The 16,753-nt window shown below is 44.2% G+C and carries 11 protein-coding genes; 7 read left to right on the top strand and 4 right to left on the bottom strand.

Annotation, left to right across the window (positions count from 1 at the left end; genetic code table 11):
- Window positions 1-5: 5 nt before the first annotated feature.
- Window positions 6-2,204, bottom strand: coding sequence for a methyl-accepting chemotaxis protein (locus RYO92_RS04475; protein WP_315369618.1), 2,199 nt, complete (start codon window positions 2,202-2,204; stop codon window positions 6-8).
- 426 nt (window positions 2,205-2,630) lie between these two features.
- On the opposite strand from RYO92_RS04475, the gene flgB reads away from it, so the two are divergent.
- From flgB to RYO92_RS04440, 7 genes are all read left to right on the top strand, one after another.
- Window positions 2,631-3,020 (top strand): flagellar basal body rod protein FlgB, encoded by a 390-nt coding sequence (gene flgB / locus RYO92_RS04470; RefSeq protein WP_007156723.1) that lies wholly within the window; start codon window positions 2,631-2,633, stop codon window positions 3,018-3,020.
- A 255-nt stretch (window positions 3,021-3,275) separates the two neighbouring features.
- Window positions 3,276-5,357 carry a chemotaxis protein CheA gene (locus RYO92_RS04465; RefSeq protein ID WP_314670348.1) on the top strand — a complete coding sequence of 694 codons (2,082 nt, stop codon included), beginning with the start codon at window positions 3,276-3,278 and terminating at the stop codon, window positions 5,355-5,357.
- Between the two features lie 28 nt (window positions 5,358-5,385).
- Window positions 5,386-5,886 carry a chemotaxis protein CheW gene (locus RYO92_RS04460; protein ID WP_408637129.1) on the top strand — a complete coding sequence of 167 codons (501 nt, stop codon included), beginning with the start codon at window positions 5,386-5,388 and terminating at the stop codon, window positions 5,884-5,886.
- A 10-nt stretch (window positions 5,887-5,896) separates the two neighbouring features.
- Complete coding sequence (locus tag RYO92_RS04455; protein WP_304069740.1) at window positions 5,897-6,715, top strand: CheR family methyltransferase; 819 nt, start codon at window positions 5,897-5,899, stop codon at window positions 6,713-6,715.
- Window positions 6,716-7,490: 775 nt separating this feature from the next.
- Complete coding sequence (locus RYO92_RS04450; RefSeq protein WP_315369616.1) at window positions 7,491-8,369, top strand: Rpn family recombination-promoting nuclease/putative transposase; 879 nt, start codon at window positions 7,491-7,493, stop codon at window positions 8,367-8,369.
- Between the two features lie 106 nt (window positions 8,370-8,475).
- On the top strand, window positions 8,476-9,072 hold the full coding sequence (locus RYO92_RS04445; RefSeq protein WP_315369615.1) for a CheB methylesterase domain-containing protein: 597 nt from the start codon (window positions 8,476-8,478) through the stop codon (window positions 9,070-9,072).
- A 326-nt stretch (window positions 9,073-9,398) separates the two neighbouring features.
- Window positions 9,399-10,688, top strand: a complete 1,290-nt coding sequence (locus RYO92_RS04440; RefSeq protein ID WP_315369614.1) for a C39 family peptidase — start codon at window positions 9,399-9,401, stop codon at window positions 10,686-10,688.
- A gap of 279 nt (window positions 10,689-10,967) precedes the next feature.
- Here RYO92_RS04440 and RYO92_RS04435 read toward each other — a convergent pair whose 3' ends face one another.
- From RYO92_RS04435 to RYO92_RS04425, 3 genes are all read right to left on the bottom strand, one after another.
- Window positions 10,968-12,533, bottom strand: a complete 1,566-nt coding sequence (locus tag RYO92_RS04435) for a xanthine/uracil/vitamin C permease (protein ID WP_315369613.1) — start codon at window positions 12,531-12,533, stop codon at window positions 10,968-10,970.
- 85 nt (window positions 12,534-12,618) lie between these two features.
- Window positions 12,619-14,352 (bottom strand): adenine deaminase, encoded by a 1,734-nt coding sequence (gene ade, locus RYO92_RS04430; protein ID WP_315369612.1) that lies wholly within the window; start codon window positions 14,350-14,352, stop codon window positions 12,619-12,621.
- Between the two features lie 188 nt (window positions 14,353-14,540).
- Window positions 14,541-16,319, bottom strand: a complete 1,779-nt coding sequence (locus tag RYO92_RS04425) for an adenine deaminase (RefSeq protein ID WP_315369611.1) — start codon at window positions 16,317-16,319, stop codon at window positions 14,541-14,543.
- Between the last annotated feature and the right edge of the window lie 434 nt (window positions 16,320-16,753).

Raw genomic sequence — 16,753 nt, 5'->3', positions numbered from 1 at the left:
TCTTCTTATTCCTCTCGAAGGCTGAATCTTCCCACCAAATCGCTTAAGATATGGGCCTGTCCGGACAGCTCCTCAGAAGCTGCTGCAGACTCTTCCGCTGTGGCGGTGTTGCTCTGTACTACGGAGGAAATCTGATCGATTCCTACGGATACCTGCTCTACCGCTCTGGACTGCTCCACAGAGGCTTCTGCAATCTGATTTACCAAATCGGTTACTTTTCCTGCACCGGTAACCACTCTCTGTAAGGATTCTGCAGTGCTGTCTGCCAGAACAGTTCCCTGCTCTACTGCCTGAAGTGTCTCCTCAATCAACATGGTAGTATCCTTTGCCGCATTTGCAGACTTCTGTGCCAGATTTCCTACCTCATCCGCTACTACCGCAAAGCCCTTTCCGGCTACGCCGGCTCTTGCCGCTTCGATTGCCGCATTCAGAGCCAGGATATTGGTCTGGAAGGCAATATCATCAATAGTCTTGATAATCTTACTGATTTCTCCGGACTTTTCATTGATGTTTTCCATGGCAGCCTTCATCTGCTGCATCTGCTTGTCGGAGTTGCTTACTTCCTTGCCGGCATTCTGAGCCTCTACATTGGCAAGACGAGTGTTCTCCGCTGTCTTCTTAATGTGCTCGGAAATATCATTTACCGTTGCAGAAAGCTCTTCGATGGAAGAAGCCTGCTCTGTAGCACCCTGAGAAAGTCCCTGAGCACCGGAGCTCACCTGCTCCGCACCGGAATTTACCTGTACTGCACTCTGCTGAATCTCTGCCATAGTACCGGAAAGATCTGTGGAAATATTTTGAATGGAATCAAACAGTGGAAGATATGCTCCGCTGTAGTACTCCGCATTATTCATTTCCACATTGAAGTTTCCTTGTGCAAGTTGATTTAATTTTTCGGAAAGGTCTCCGATGATGGAACGAATTCTGGAAACTACATCCCCCATGGAATGCATTAATTTTCCGATTTCGTCCTTGCTCTTATAGGAAAGATTCATGTCAAAATCTCCTACGGATAACTTTTCTCCTACCTCTACCACCTTCTGCAGGGGCTTTAAGAAATAGCCAATCAACAGGGCGCATGCAAATGCAAGAGCAAATACCGTGCTAAATCCTGCTACAATTCCCACATTTCTTAATCTGTCCACTTCCTTACTATAATCTTGGTGAGAAATACTGAGTCTTGTCCACCAGGTACTGCCCTCCATGTCAATGGGGTAATAGTACTCTCTTCTTGCCTGTCCATGCTCATTCACAATATTAAGAGCAAAGGCTTCCTTGGACTCCATCTTTTCGGTAATGGCAGTACTTGCCTTCTCCGGAAGAAGTTCCTTTAAAGTCTTTCCATTTACTGTTTCTTTTTTGCTGTGAATAATCCCCTCTCCATCAATCAGGTTCACAAACATAGAGGGGAATTCTTCATCGGTCTGACTTGCGGTAAGTAATACCTCTTCCTTCACATCCAAAAGAATGCTTCCCAAAAACTGATTGTCCTTCATAATAGGATGATAAATCGCAAACATTCTCTCTTCCGGCTTTGTAATATCTCCGTAAACCGGTGTAATAAAGGTAGATCCCTTTTCCTTTACCGCCTTATAATATATTTCATCCTGATAATTGGAATAAGGATGGTTGGTAATCGCTCTTTTATCCAGATCTTCTTGGGAAAGAATAGGGGCGTAATTCTCTATCCCCTGATAAAATGCATTCGGCTCAAATAAAATACCGATATCTGCCAGATTCGGTTCCGTCTTAAGGTTTGCATACAGCGCATTTAAAATCACTACCTCCGCATTGTAACGGGAAGCAGGAAGGTAAGCATTTACCACACGGCTTCGAAAAGCTACATTTTCCATAGGGGTAATGCTCTGGGGATTCCCATCCTCATCGTTAATGGTCCAGGGATTACCGGGAACGCCTCCCACCTCATCATGCTGGTCAAACACGAAGCTGATACTTTCCTCAATATTATCGGCTGTGGCATTCAGCTTGGTCATTAAGTTATCCAGGGTATAGGAAGCCTGCTCTGCCCTTTCCGCCATGCTGGCATCTACCTTTTTGTTCATAGACAATCTAAAACTATGCAACAAAAAATACAGTAAGCAGAGCAGCAGTACAAAGGTCAGCCCACCGATAATCAATGACATTTTCTGCCCTAACCCAAGGTTCTCCAATAAAGAACCCTTCATTTCTTGCTTTTTCTTCACGCTTTCATTCCTCCTTGAATTTCGAACTCCTATTTTTATTGTCGATTTTATAAAGCTCATAGGTTCATCGGCGTAGCCCATACTTATATAAGGAAATTAGCATTTTATCAAAGAATTTCCCTAGGCAGCTGAAAAGATGCAAGGAGGCAGTTAAAAACTTTTAAGAAGTCAGTGAAAAAGATTCCGGAAGCTTTCTTGTACTTTCTTTCTGAAAATGCTATTATGCAAAAAACTTTCTTCTTATTATATGGAAAGATTTTCAAATTCCGCTAAGGGATAATAAGGCCAAAAAAAGCACAACACGAAAACAGGAAGCGCGAAGACACAATTCTAAAAAAAGCAAAAAGAAAAATCTGCTTTTCTCTTATAAAAAAGCAAAACTGTCCGATATTGTGTTGAGCTAAAAAACAGAGAGAAAGGATAGCTATGTCATTATTTTATGGAAATGGAGTAGCCCTCACGGAGAAGACCCTGGATTTACTCTGGGGACGGCAGAATCTTACGGTGAACAATATCGCCAATGTGGATACGCCGAATTACAAGTCAAAATATCTCACTTTTGAGAATGAACTTCTCCACCGCATTTCTACTGCGGAGCAGGGTGGACGAAAAAAGGTCGCCATCGGGAATGCAATACAGTCCCAGAGGGCAAGAATTCACAGCACAAAAAACGAATCCAGTCGACTAGATGGAAATAACGTGGACATGGATCAGGAACAGGTGGAGCTTGTTAAAACCACCTATGCTTACCAGTATATGGTAAACTCTGTAAACAATGACTTAAGAAGACTTATGGCAGCAGCGAAGAGCTTCTAGCCCCTTTTCCATAGGATGATAGGAAGAGGAAAATGACGATTTCAGGAAGAAAGGATGCTTCCGAACTTTTCTGGAATACTGAGTTTTTCTCCCTTTTATGGAGGAAATGGGTATAGAAGCACTGCCGAAACGGCGGTGTTTTTTTTCGGCATTTTCCAACTTTGCCTTATGGCAGTAGGGATTTTGCCGATAGATAACGAGGATACTGCTGTGAAACAGAACACAGTTTAGTAAATAGGAAAAGGTGGTAAAACTATGGATAGTACAATGGAAGGAATGCTGGACACCTATCTCTTGGAGACGGAAGCGCTCCTGGATAAGTTGGACGAAATGCTTATCGCAGACGAAAAGGTAGGGGATTTCTCCACAGATGACGTAAATGAAATTTTCCGAATCATGCACACCATTAAGGGTTCCAGTGCCATGATGGAGTTCACTCCTCTCTCCAATATCGCTCACCATATTGAAGACATGTTCTTCTTTATTCGTGATAAGGGAATTGATTCTTTAAGCGGAGACCAGAAAAGTGAACTTTTCGACTTAATGTTCCGTTCTGAGGATTTTCTTCGTAGCGGACTGGAGAAGGTAAAGGCCGGCGAAGAGTTGGATAACAATGTTGAAGAATTTGCAGGTTCCATCAATGCTTTCTTGGCAAAGATTTCCGGAAAAGCTCCCGCAGACTCCGCTCCTGTTGTAGAGGCGGCAGACAGCACAAAGGCTTCCGGTGAGAATCGCAATCTTCCAAAGGATGATAAGGCGAAGAAATTCATCCATGTCTTCTTAGATGAAGGAATCGGCATGGAAAACCTTCGTGCATTTATGATTGTAAATGCAATCAAGGAATTTGACTTAGAGTTCCGTTATTATCCTGCAGATATGGATAGCAATCCGGAAACAGCACAAACCATTATCGATGAAGGATTTTTCCTTGCCTTCGATAGTGATGAAGACTGTGAAAAGGGTGAGAAAATCTTACGAGAACAGAGCCATATCCTCTCCTATGAGCCTGTAGAGGCAACAAAGGCTGAGGCGAAGGCTGAGGTTAAGAGCGCAAATGCGGAAAGCAGTTCCGCACCAAAAGCAAGTAAAGAGCCTGCAGCGGCTCAGCAGACTGCACAGCAAAAGGCTGCAGCACCTGTAAAGCAGAGCTTGATTTCCGTAAACCTGCAGAAGCTGGACAGCTTAAACGACCTGGTAGGAGAAATTGTTATTACCGAATCTATGGTAACCTCCTCTCCTGTTCTTCGTATGCTGCCTCAGGAAAGTCTCGACAACTTCATGAAGTCTGCAAGACAGCTTCGTAAGTTAACCGACGATCTTCAGGATATTGCCATGAGCTTACGAATGGTGTCCATCTCCGGTGTATTCCAGAAGATGAACCGTATCGTTCGTGATATGAAGCAGAAGCTTGGAAAAGACGTTAAGCTTACCATCATCGGTGAGGATACCGAAGTGGATAAGACTATCGTAGATAGCATCCAGGATCCTTTGATGCACATTGTCCGTAACAGTATGGACCACGGTATCGAGGAAACCAAGGAAGAGCGTATCGCAGCAGGTAAGGATTCTCAGGGTGAGTTAATCCTCTCCGCTTCCCACACTTCTTCCGAAGTTATCATTACCGTTCAGGATGACGGTTACGGAATGGATCCGGAAAAGCTTTTAGACAAGGCCGAGGAAAAGGGAATCCTTTACAAGCCTCGTTCCGAATACAGCAAGAAAGAAGCTTTGGGCTTGATTATGCTTCCCGGCTTCTCCACCAACACCGCAGTAACCGAGTTCTCCGGTCGAGGCGTTGGTATGGACGTAGTAAAGAAGAATCTGGAGTCTGTTGGAGGTACCATCAGCATTTCCAGTGAAATCGGTAAGGGTTCAACCTTCACCATGAAGATTCCTCTTACACTGGCTATTATGGACGGTATGAAGGTAAATGTTGGAGATACCATCTTCACCATTCCTATCGTAAATATCCGTCAGTCCTTCAAGGTAGATGATTCCGAAGTCGTATTTGACGAGAACGGAAATGAGATGGTAAAGAGAATGGATGTTTTCTATCCAATCATTCGCCTGAACAATTTCTACGGCATCGAAGGAAAATACACCGAGTTACAGGACGGTGTTCTCATCTGGGTAGAGGCCGGAGACAAGTCTTGCTGCCTATTCGTAGATGACTTAATCGGAGAACAGCAGGTTGTGGTAAAGCCACTCCCCGCCTACTTCAATGCGTATGACTTAAAGTCCAGTGGTATTAATGGTTGCTCCATCTTAGGAGATGGAAACATTTGTATCATCTTAGACGTGCTAGGCTTGTACTCTCAAGCCATTGAAAACATTTAAGGAGGGAAGCAGCATGGCAGAAGAATTGATGCAAGAAGAATTATTAGAAGAAGTTGAAAGTCAAGAAAACAAGCAGGACGAGAAAGATTTAACCGATGCAGAGCGTTGCTTAACCTTCGAATCCGGCGGATTGGTAATGTATATGAGCACAAGCTATGTCATTGAAATCATCAATGACCATAGCATCACTGCTCTCCCCATGGTTCCCCACTATGTAAAGGGAATCATCAACTTAAGAGGTTCTATCCTCCCTGTTGTAGACATTCGTTTACTGATGGACAGAGAAGCCGAGGAATATACCTCTAAGACCTGCATTATCGTATTAAACATTGATTCCGTACCTATCGGTATCATCGTAGATAAGGTACGTCAGGTTATCGACATTGACACCAGCGAAGTACAGCCTATTCCTTTACGGAATCGTCAGAAGCTTTGCAACGGCATGCTTACTTTAGATAGCGGAGAAGTTGCTATGTCCTTTGACGCAGCTTCCTTAGTGCAATCCTCCTCTACTTCTGAAGTAGTATAAGAGGGATTTTATGAACGATTTATCTGATGAGGACTTTAAGCGGCTTTATACCTTTATGCAGGAGAAATTCGGCATTGACCTAAAGCGTAAAAAGCCTTTGATTGTAAGCCGTCTCTCTTCTATCCTGGAGAGCCGGGGATATACGGACTTTCACGATTATGTGAATGACATTATCCAAAAACAGGACCAGGATATGATGACTACCCTGCTGAATAAGCTCACCACAAACTACACCTACTTCATGCGAGAGGAATCTCACTTTGATTATCTGGAAAATGTGGTGATGCCCCAGTTGGCAGAAAAACATAAGAATGACCGGGTGCTCTCTATCTGGAGCGCCGGTTGCTCTTCCGGAGAAGAGCCCTACAACATTTCCATGTATCTCTTAGAGTACTTTGGAAAGTTAGGAGGAAACTGGGACACTCGTATTCTGGCTACAGACATTTCTCAAAATGTCTTATCCAAGGCGGAAAACCCGAAATACCTTCCGGAAAGCTTGGAAAAGCTTCCAAAGAGCTGGAAAAACAAGTATTTTGTTCCCATTGAAGACGGTTACTACACCGTCAGTGAGGAGCTTCGAAGAAATGTTATCTTCCGCCCCTTTAATCTCATGTCTCCCATCAAATTTAAAAGAGACTTTGATTTAATCTTTTGTCGGAATGTTATGATTTACTTTGACCAGCCCACCAAGGACGCCTTGGTAAAGCGTTTCTATGACGTGACTTACCCCGGAGGACACCTCTTTATCGGACACTCCGAGGGACTGACAAAAGCCACTTGCCCTTATACCTATGTGAAGCCTGCGATTTATCGAAGGGATGAAAAATAAGAGCTAAGAAAAGCGCTTTATAAAGAGAATTATCAGCAACACAAATAAAGTGATAAAGCATATCTTCTATCTTTTGGAGGGAGATGTGCTTTTTTATTTTTACGCTCCCGCTAAGTTCGCCCCGGCTAGCGGTACTAAACGCAAGGGTAGTGCATATATAGGGAGCTTCGGAGCACTAGCCACCCTCCAGCCACAAGGCACGCTCCCGCTAACTTCGCCCCAGCTAACGGTACTAAACGCAAGGGTAGTGCTTATATAGGGAGCTTCGGAGCACTAGCCACCCTCTAGCCACAAGGCACGCTCCCGCTAACTTCGCCCGACTAGCGGTACTAAACTCAAGCTTCGCTTCGCTCGCTTTTGTTAAGTACCGAGGGGCTCAGATTGCCTTGTGGCTAGGGGGATGCTAGTGCTCCTTAGTTCTCGATATAGGCGAAGATGTGGATATGCAGTGCTCCTTAGCTCTCAAATATAAGCGAAGGTGAGAATAAACAATGCTCTTAGCTTTCAGATATGCCGAAGGGTGAGAATAGGCAGCCCTCTTTTATCAACTATACTCTATATTATCAATATACGGATAATATCCGAATGTGGAGTATAGGAGTTTTGCTAAATTGGTAGTAAGATAGAATGCAATAAAATTCAAGTGTTTTTATTCCTAAAGCCTAAACTTAACTTGAAATCTTAACTGCAATATTCTCGTTTCCATTTATCTTTTCTAAAAATTCAATTTACCTCTCTATCAATTTCTATTATCCAAATTATCTATAGGTGATTTATGAAAAAAACAAATTCTACTAATGCTAAAGTTAAAAAATCCGCTCGTTCAGAAGGTAAATCAAAGAGTACAAGAAAAAAGATGGATGCTCTGGAAAAGAAAAAAATCATTGCATCTCTTACTTTGATGGATGACCTCTTTATTCAAGTGGTTCTGGAAGAACAGGCTTGTACGGAGTATATTCTGCAAACGATTCTGGACAAATCTTCCTTAAAGTTAAAGGAGCAAAGACTTCAAAAGAGTCTGCCAAATCTGCATGGAAGAGCACTGGTATTAGATTGCTTATGTACGGATGATAAGGGCTTACTTTATAACATTGAAGTACAGAATTCTTCTGCCGGGGCAATTCCTAAAAGGGCTCGATATCATGCCGCTCTCATGGACACGCACACATTTAAGAAGGGAGAAAAGTTTTCCAAATTACCGGAAAGCTATGTTATATTTATTACAGATAAAGATGTATTGGGAGAGGGAGAACAGTTATATCAAATTGAACGTGTTATCAGGAAATCCGGCAATTTGTTTAAAGATGGTTCCCATATCTTATATTTCAATACAGCAAGTCAAGATGATAATGCGTTAGGAAAGCTGGCTAGAGACTTTAAAGAAGCCAATCCTAAGGAAATTCAATCTGAAATTTTGTCTCATAGAGTAGCCTCATTAAAGGAAGGTAAACTAGATAGGGAAGGAGAAAAGAAGATGAATGTTTTATTAGAGAAGTATAGAAAAAAAGCAGTGGAGGAGGGTATGGAGAAGGGACAAAATCGTCTGGCTCTCTTGGTTGGACGTCTACTGGAAGCAGGACAGATGGATGATCTTAAGAGGGTTTCTTACGATGAAGATTATCGGGCAAAGCTTTTGAAGGAGTTTGGACTTTAATTGATTCCACTAAATTGATTCCCTAATCAATGCGTACTTTCCTAGCTGATAAAAGTGTTAATTCGTGCTATACTACCCACAGAATATTTATTTTGTGGGGAAGAAAATGGAGTATCAGGATCAGAAAAAGCATATTGAATTAATTGCTATGGGTGCTTCTACAGGAGGAACCGAGGCGTTGCTTGCCGTATTAAAGGAATTACCGGGAAATCTGCCGCCCATCGTCATTACCCAGCACATGCCCCCTGTTTTTACGGGAATGTATGCAGAGCGTTTGAATCGTCTTTGTGCCATGGAGGTGCGGGAAGCAAAGGATGGAGACGAGCTCTATTCGGGACTTTGTCTTATTGCTCCCGGAGGGCTTCAAATGCGAGTTCACAAGGATGTTTTAGGAGCCAGAGTTTCCTGCACCGAAGAGGATAAGGTTTCTGGACACTGTCCTTCTGTAGATGTACTCTTCCACTCCGTTGCTGAGCAATATGAGGCTTCCGCCATCGGCATTTTACTGACAGGCATGGGAAAGGATGGCGCCAAGGGACTTTTGGCTATGCATGAACGGGGTGCTTATACCCTGGGACAGGATGAAAAAAGCTCTGTGGTCTATGGAATGCCCATGGAAGCCTACAAGCTGGGGGCTGTAAGTCAGCAGGGAAATCTGGAACAGATTCCACAGTACCTATTACAAAGGCTACGTTTCAGCTAATACCGATTAGTAGGCATTTAAAGAGAGTTTTAACATCAGCCTTACAAGATGGTTCTATCATCATCGTTACAAGATAGCTTTATCATCAGCCTTACAGAATTTCACGGTGAAATTTCTCTGTAGAATTCTACAGCGGAATCAAATCACAATCTCCCCTCCATTTTGTTTGTTAAATATTAATATTTACAATTAAAAAGAACAGGCTTTCTCTTTATAGCCTGTTCTTTTTTTGCCGATACATAAGTATAGAATGTTCCTCCTGAACCGGGAGGCCATGATTTTTTTGGAAATTTTTAGGATGATTTGTATATATTTAGGGAGATAACATGGGGTTCATCGGAACAGGATTAAGTAAATTAGGGGCAGCCAGTGCCCAGCAGCTTGGAATCGCAGCAGCCGCTTCTCTTTCCGTAATGGCGGTCAGCTTTTCCGCCATTGCCTATCAAGGTTATGTAACGGAAAAAAAGCAGGAGCAGGCACATAAGAAAAGCACTCTTACCGCTGAAAGCCGTTTTCAAGAGGTTTTTTATAACGGAAATTATGAGCAGGCACCTGCCGTATTGGGAGAAAATGAAATTCCCGGTACAGTAAGTGACGGAGAAGGTAGTGGAGACAGAGCTTTACCCGCTGAAGGAAGCGCCGACAATACCAATACCTCCGGCGGTCAGGGCGGTTCCGGTTCTACTGCATTTTCTGCCAATGCAGACGAAAGCAGTTCTGCAGAAGCAACTACGGCAAATGCAGAAAGCACAGGCGCTACAGAGGCTGAATCTGCAACAGAAGAAAGTACAGAAACCATTACGGAAATTGTTGACGGACAGAATAAAAAAACGGTAAAGAACAATGTGCAGGAAAGTGTTGCTCCTGCTCAGGAAGCAAGCTCTGCAAATGCAGAAAATGCTTCTGAAGCAGCAACTGCCGCAAAGCCTGTGGCAGATTTAAACACTCCGGAAACCGTGGAGGAATCTGCGGCGGACGTCAGCAATGTTGGCGGACTTCCCGTAAAGTCCGATTCTTTTTCCCAGTTTTACGGAAGTTCCACCTTTAACGATTACAATGTTTTCTTAGATACCGCTATGGGTCCGATGACCTACTATAACCAGCATGACAGCCATTGGGCAAAATATCTTTACGGCGGACAGGACTCTATCAGTAAATACGGCTGTGGACCAACTACTGTAGCGATGATTGTGTCTTCCTTCGGAAATGTAAATGGAAGCATCACCCCGAAGGAAATGGCGGAATGGTCTTCTCATTATAAGTTCTATGCGCCTCAAAGCGGTTCTTATCATGATTACATCCCCTCTGCCCTCTCCGCCTTTGATTTAATGGTGGATTCGGTACAGGAAAGAACTCCGGCAAAGGTAGCTGAACTTTTAAACAGCGGACATATTCTGGTCGCATTGATGGGTAAGGGCGCATTAACCAATGGAGGACATTTTGTTATTATTACAAAGCAGAATCCAAACGGCACCGTATCCATCGCAGATCCCAACAGCTATAAGAAAACCCAGCAGGATTGGGATCCGGCACAGCTGATGAGGGAATTAAAGAAGAACTATGACGGTGGCGGACCACTTTGGGCCGTAAGCAGTCCGAAAAATTACGGAAGATAAATAAGATAGCACACGCCATACGAATAATACTTGTTAAAAATGTGATGGCGCAGTTCGCACACAATATTCATTAAGAATAGGTCTGAAATCGGGGCATAGGAAGATTACCCCTGATTTCAGGCCTATTTTTTTAAAGAATAATATCTTTTGTTTCCGCTTTATACCACTTTATATCGCTTTATCTTTATATTTCTTATCTTTATATTTCTTATCTTTCTATCTCTTTCTCTTTTTTACCTCTTTCTTTTTTTATCTCTTCCTCTTTTTTTCTCTTCCTCTTTATACGTATTCAAAATCTTCTGCTGCCTTAAACCAGCTCTTTCTTCCTCCATGGAAGATAAAGGCTAAAATGGCAATGACCAGATATGCTATCGCGAATTGGGAGCTTGGATAAAAGCCAAGGGAGGCACTGTGAATAAATCCAAAGCAGGAAAGGACAAAACCTACGAGAGCCGTAATGGCCACCTTATCCAGTCTCTTGTCGATGACAAAGGTTACCATGGTTCCCAAGAGAATTCCTATAATGATGGCTCCGGACTTGGTTGCCGGCACGCCGTTCCACATCACACCGGCATCTTTAATCATTTGAGTAATCTCCGCATCATACTCGTTAAATCCGGAGGCCTGCATCGCGGTTTGCAGGTTGGCAAGGCTTAGAGCTCCCGTAATCTGGGTATACATATAGTCGGCAACGGGAGGCACCATGGCTACCGCAATCGCCGCATAATGCTTTTTATCATTGTCCTTAAAGGCCTGAGCCACCATAACCACGGCGCACCAAAGGAAGGTGATGGCACAAACTGCCGGAGGCACCACACTGTTTAGGAAGGTAAAGAGTCCGAAAATTCCCGCTGCACCTAAAATTGCTCCGGAAATTACGGAATAGCCTATACCGGCCTCAGACTTCTTAAGGCCTGCGTGCCCCAGCCAAACCGTATTGGGAATCACACCTCCGCAAAGAGCGGAAAGCATGGTGCAAATGCCGTCTGCAAACTGGGCTTCCCGCACATTGTAATTATCTCCTGCCGCATTAGAGGCCTCCACATTATCCAAGGTCTCAATAAAGTTATAAATCTCCACCGGAATAATAATGGTTAAATACGGTGCCACAATGGCGAAACCGTCAATCAGATGCTCAATACTGTTGACAGGATTGGGAACATAGAAGCCTATGCCGCTAAAATCCGGCTGAATTCTGCCAAGACACAGGGCATAGATGATTCCTCCCACAATCGCTATCACAAGTGGCGGAATCTGCTTTGGAAACATATATCCACCGAATAATCCAAGCGCCGCCACAAAGAGGACAGGAAGACCTATCATCGGATCTCCTAAAATGTCAAATACCCCCTGGGTTGCCATCCAGATAAAGCCGATGCCCGCAACCGTACCCAGAAGAGCCGCTCTTGGAATTCTCTTCTTTAACCAGGGGCCGATAATGCCGCCACAGAATTCCACAAATCCGCCGATAAAACAAGCTGCCACTCCGGCAGACCAGGCCATTTCCGGATCTCCCAAAGCATAGTGCAAAGGCATAATTACGCCATAGAGAAAAACAAACATGGCCGGAGTGGAAACTCCTGAGGGAAGGGCAGTCACATCCGCTCTCCCCTCCTTTTGGGATAATCTCCGTGCCATAAAGGCATAATAAAAGCATCCCAGCATAAGACCTATAGACATTCCCGGAATAACTGCACCGAATACGATTTTATCCGGCCATTTCAACACGCCTGACAGTGTTGCAATAACAATGAGATAGTTCACGATATTATTGGTAACCAGGTAAGTAATTCCGCCAATATCCCCTCTTCTAAACCATGGTACCAAAGCCTGATTTTTGTCCATTTCTTTCTCCCATTATCTAAGTTCATCCAGTTCCACAAGATTTGCCGATATTTCACTTGACTTGTAACGCCACAGGGATAATCATCTACTCTGCCTCAAGGGGAATAAAGGAAAATGTAGTAACATCAAAAAGTCCCATATCCGTAAGCTTAATCTCCGGAATTACTGCAAGAGACATAAAGGTTAAGGTCATCACCGGTTCCACCGTTTCATTTACCCCAAGCTCTTCATGGGCAAGCTTATGAATAGCTGAGAGCTTTTCCTCTACCCACTCTCCGCTTTGATCACTCATCAACCCTGCGATAGGCATAGGCATACTTTCAATCACTTTGCCATCCTTAACAAGAATAATGCCGCCTTCCTGTTCTTCCAGCGCTTTGATAGCAAATGCCATATCTACATCATTTGCCCCCACGGCAATAATATTGTGAGAATCATGAGCAATACTTACGGCAATAGCCCCCTGTTTAATGCCGTATCCGGCCAGAAGTCCGTTGGCAACATTTCCTAAAGCATGATGCCTTTCCGCGACACTTACCTTCACAATATCCACTTCCGGGTTTCTCACAAAGTTTCCGGCAGAATCAAGGTCTACAGTGGCTGTTGCCTTCTTCGTAACCACGCCGCCGGGAAGAACCTGAATAAGATTTACCTTATTGCTCTTCAGCTTCAACTTCAGCTTCTCCTTGGAGAAGTCGGCAAGGTGCACACTTCCTTTCACAGTATCAATAGAATGCTTCTTCAGTTCCGGCAGGTACTTACCATGCTCCGCACAAAGCTCACCCTTAATCCAAACCTTTTGTACACGAAAATCCTTAAGATTATCAAAAAGTACAATATCCGCTCTATAACCGGGAGCAATGGCACCTCTATCTTTGATTCCAAAGCATTCACAGGCATTGATGGTGGCCATCCGGATGGCTTCCACAGCATCAATCCCGGCTTCCACGCACATCCGGAGGTGATTGTCCAGATGTCCCTCATGTAATATTGTCTTAGGCTGTCTGTCATCGGAGCAAAGAATGCAACGTCTCGCATTCTGCGAAGTAACCCCCTTAACCAGCCTTTCCAAGTCCTTACAGGCAGAACCGTCCCGCAGCATCACATACATACCGCAGGCAATCTTATTTTGCATATCTTCTACGGAAGCACATTCATGGTCAGCCACAATTCTCGTTGCCGCATAAGCATTCAGAGCCTTTCCCGAAACGCCGGGGGCATGACCGTCCACAGGTTTTCCCGTTTCCTTGGAGAGCATAAGCTTATCCAGATCTCCTTCCGAAGCAGCTATCACGCCCGGAAAATCCATGAATTCTCCGATACCCAGAATATCCTCCGAATCAATGAATTCTCGCATTTTCTCCACATCAATCACTGCACCGGAGTGCTCAAAGACCGTAGCCGGGACACAGGAGGGAAGCATATACCGTATATCCAGCTTTGTATTCTTGGCTGCATCAATCATATATTGAAGACCGGTTAGCCCACATACATTCACAATCTCATGGGGATCTGCGATAATGGTGGTTCCCCCATGAGGAACCAGCAATCTTCCCAGCTCTTCCGGGGAAAGGTAGGAAGACTCTACATGGATATGGCTGTCGATAAAGCCCGGCGCAGCGTAGGCTCCTGCCCCATCCACCACTTCCTTAGCTTCATAGTCCCCTACTCCTGCAATCATGCCCTCCGTAATCGCTATGTTTCCTTCCGTGATTTCTCCGGAAAAAACATTGATAATCTTACAGTTTTTAATCAAAAGATCCGCCGGGATTCTTCCGGCAGCAACATCAATCAAGTTCTTTAAGCACTGTTTTGTCATACTTCCAACCTTTCCAAGCATATCTATCCGGCAATTTCAGCCCATTCCGGTGTCTCTATCTGACTATTTCAGCCCATTCCGGTGCCTTTATTCGGCTATTTATCCCATTTTGTTGCCTTTATCCGGCTATTTATCCCATTTCGGTACCTCTATCCGACTATTTATCCCATTTCGGTACCTCTATCCGACTATTTCAGCACCTCCAAAATAGGATCAAAGCATCTTAGGTTGACATAATCCACAGGTCCCGCATCCGTTATGGCATAATCAGGAATTGCCGTAATGGGCAGGAAGAACATATACATCATAGGATCCGGCAAGTCTGAGCCTAAGTCTCTTGCCGCTTGATCGATGCGCTTTTCACGGGCTGCCACTTCCTCCGGTTCAAGATCCGTCACAATTCCCCCTACAGGGAGAGGAAGAAATTCCTTGATTTCTCCATCACAAACCACCACCTGTCCGCCGCCCTGCTCAATTAAGTAGTTTGCCGCGATAGACATATCCTCGGCATTTGCCCCCATAACCACCAGATTATTGTCATCGGGAGCCGCAGAGGACGCCATAGCACCTTTCTTTAGCTTCCAGCCTGAAGCAAAGGCAAGGGCTTTGTTGCCATTTTTCCCAAAACGTTCCAGAACCGATACCATAAGCACATCCTGTACCGTATCCGGCTGAACGATGCCTTCCTTAACCTCCAGTACCACATCTCTTCTCTTTCGAACAAAGGGGCCCTTCACATCCATGGATAGAACCTTTACTTTGCCGGACTCTACCGGTGCCTTATATTCAAAGTCTTCTTTCCCGGTCAGCTTACACTTTAATTTACCCTTCAAAATCGGGCTTCTCTCCGGAGCCTTCAGCTCATAGCTTAACTTATGGTTCTTTGCCACCATTTTTCCATTCGTCATGACTTCCTCGATATTAAAGTTCTCCAAGGAATCCACAAAAAGAATATCCGCAATTCTTCCCGGGCAAATGGAGCCTACCAGATGGTCGATTCGATAAGCCTCCGCACTATTGATGGTAGCCATCTGAATGGCTGTCATGGCATCCACCCCGGCCTTCATAGCCAGTCTTACCACATTGTCCAAATGCCCTTTACTTAAGACATCCGTAGCCGTTACATCATCCGTACAGAAGCTGACTCTTCTGGCAAAATAGGGATTTACCTCTGTAACCGCCTTGATATTTTCCGCAAGGAAATGGGTTACGGAGGATTCACGAATCAGCATATGCATGCCCTTACGCATCTTTTCCACCACTTCCTCATGGTCATAGCTTTCGTGGTCAAGCCGGACTCCTCCACAGAGATAGCCGTTTAAATCATTTCCTCGAGCCATAGGGGCACAACCAAAAACAGGAAGACGGTTATTGTAGGCTGTTGCGATGGCGCCTAAGGTATCTTCATCCTCTTCCTGCACAAACTCACGAACGGTTTCCCATACCCCGTAACACTCATCCCACTTCTGTACTTCCTTATGGGTATCCTTTGTAAAATTATAAGTCACCGTAGATTCCGGAATGGTGTAAGGAGTCTTAAAGGGAGCTCCCCAGAAAACCTTAAGAGGGCTCTTCTTCATTTCCTCCAGCACTTCCCGCAGACCCTCCAAACCGGAAACCGAAATATACTCATCCAGACCGGAAACCATGCTGGTGGTTCCCCTTGGTACAACAGCCTTGGCATAGCTGGTAATGCTTAACTTACTGCACTCGCTATGGATATGACCGTCAATCATGCCGGGAACAAGAAAGCGTCCCTTAGCATCAATGATTTCCGTGTCCTTTCCAATGTAGGCACTCACATCACCCACCGCCGCAATCATCTCGTTATAGATGGCAATATCCGCCGGATAAATTTCCGCGGACATTACATTAACCAATTGGCCTCCCTTGATTACCTTATGGGCAGGCACCAGGCCTCTACCGGCTTTTACTCTTTCCTTTAATCGTTCCACTGTCATTTCCATGCTGAACCTTCCTTTCGTCCCTTCCAATGGCTGATATTTTATTTTCAATAATTGGCGATTATAGCACTATTGTACAAATATGAAAAGCAAAAAGTTTTTTATTTTATGCTATATAACCAGAATTATTTTTAGATTGTTTACAATACAGACAAATAGAAAGTCTATTTTCTTCTATTACTTTTGAATAGTAAAATCAGGCTTAGAAATATTTTCAATAAAAAAGCTGAATCCTTTATGTCCTTGGCTTCAGGAGTTTATGGTGGATATCGTTTATCCATATTTTTACAATCGAGTAGGAGGCGGTGACTAACCGCCGTCCTCTCACAGCACTGTACGTACGGTTCTCGTATACAGCGCTTTCAATAGTTGACGTGCACAGAGGTATGGAAGCGCCTCTTCGATAGTCATTCCATCAACTCCAGGTGCTCCCTTGT

Origin of the sequence: Oribacterium sinus, assembly GCF_963553175.1 — a bacterium.
GTDB classification, from domain to species: Bacteria; Bacillota; Clostridia; order Lachnospirales; family Lachnospiraceae; genus Oribacterium; species Oribacterium sinus_B.
Note: the sequence above shows the minus strand (reverse complement) of the source record. Positions and strands in the feature narration are given on the sequence as shown.

Excerpts from the sequence above, each read along its gene's own strand:
- flgB (WP_007156723.1), top strand. The coding sequence starts at position 2,631 with ATGTCATTATTTTATGGAAATGGAGTAGCCCTCACGGAGAAGACCCTG.
- RYO92_RS04465 (WP_314670348.1), top strand. The coding sequence starts at position 3,276 with ATGGATAGTACAATGGAAGGAATGCTGGACACCTATCTCTTGGAGACG.
- RYO92_RS04460 (WP_408637129.1), top strand. The coding sequence starts at position 5,386 with ATGCAAGAAGAATTATTAGAAGAAGTTGAAAGTCAAGAAAACAAGCAG.
- RYO92_RS04455 (WP_304069740.1), top strand. The coding sequence starts at position 5,897 with ATGAACGATTTATCTGATGAGGACTTTAAGCGGCTTTATACCTTTATG.
- RYO92_RS04450 (WP_315369616.1), top strand. The coding sequence starts at position 7,491 with ATGAAAAAAACAAATTCTACTAATGCTAAAGTTAAAAAATCCGCTCGT.
- RYO92_RS04445 (WP_315369615.1), top strand. The coding sequence starts at position 8,476 with ATGGAGTATCAGGATCAGAAAAAGCATATTGAATTAATTGCTATGGGT.
- RYO92_RS04440 (WP_315369614.1), top strand. The coding sequence starts at position 9,399 with ATGGGGTTCATCGGAACAGGATTAAGTAAATTAGGGGCAGCCAGTGCC.
- RYO92_RS04435 (WP_315369613.1), bottom strand. The coding sequence starts at position 12,533 with ATGGACAAAAATCAGGCTTTGGTACCATGGTTTAGAAGAGGGGATATT.
- ade (WP_315369612.1), bottom strand. The coding sequence starts at position 14,352 with ATGACAAAACAGTGCTTAAAGAACTTGATTGATGTTGCTGCCGGAAGA.
- RYO92_RS04425 (WP_315369611.1), bottom strand. The coding sequence starts at position 16,319 with ATGGAAATGACAGTGGAACGATTAAAGGAAAGAGTAAAAGCCGGTAGA.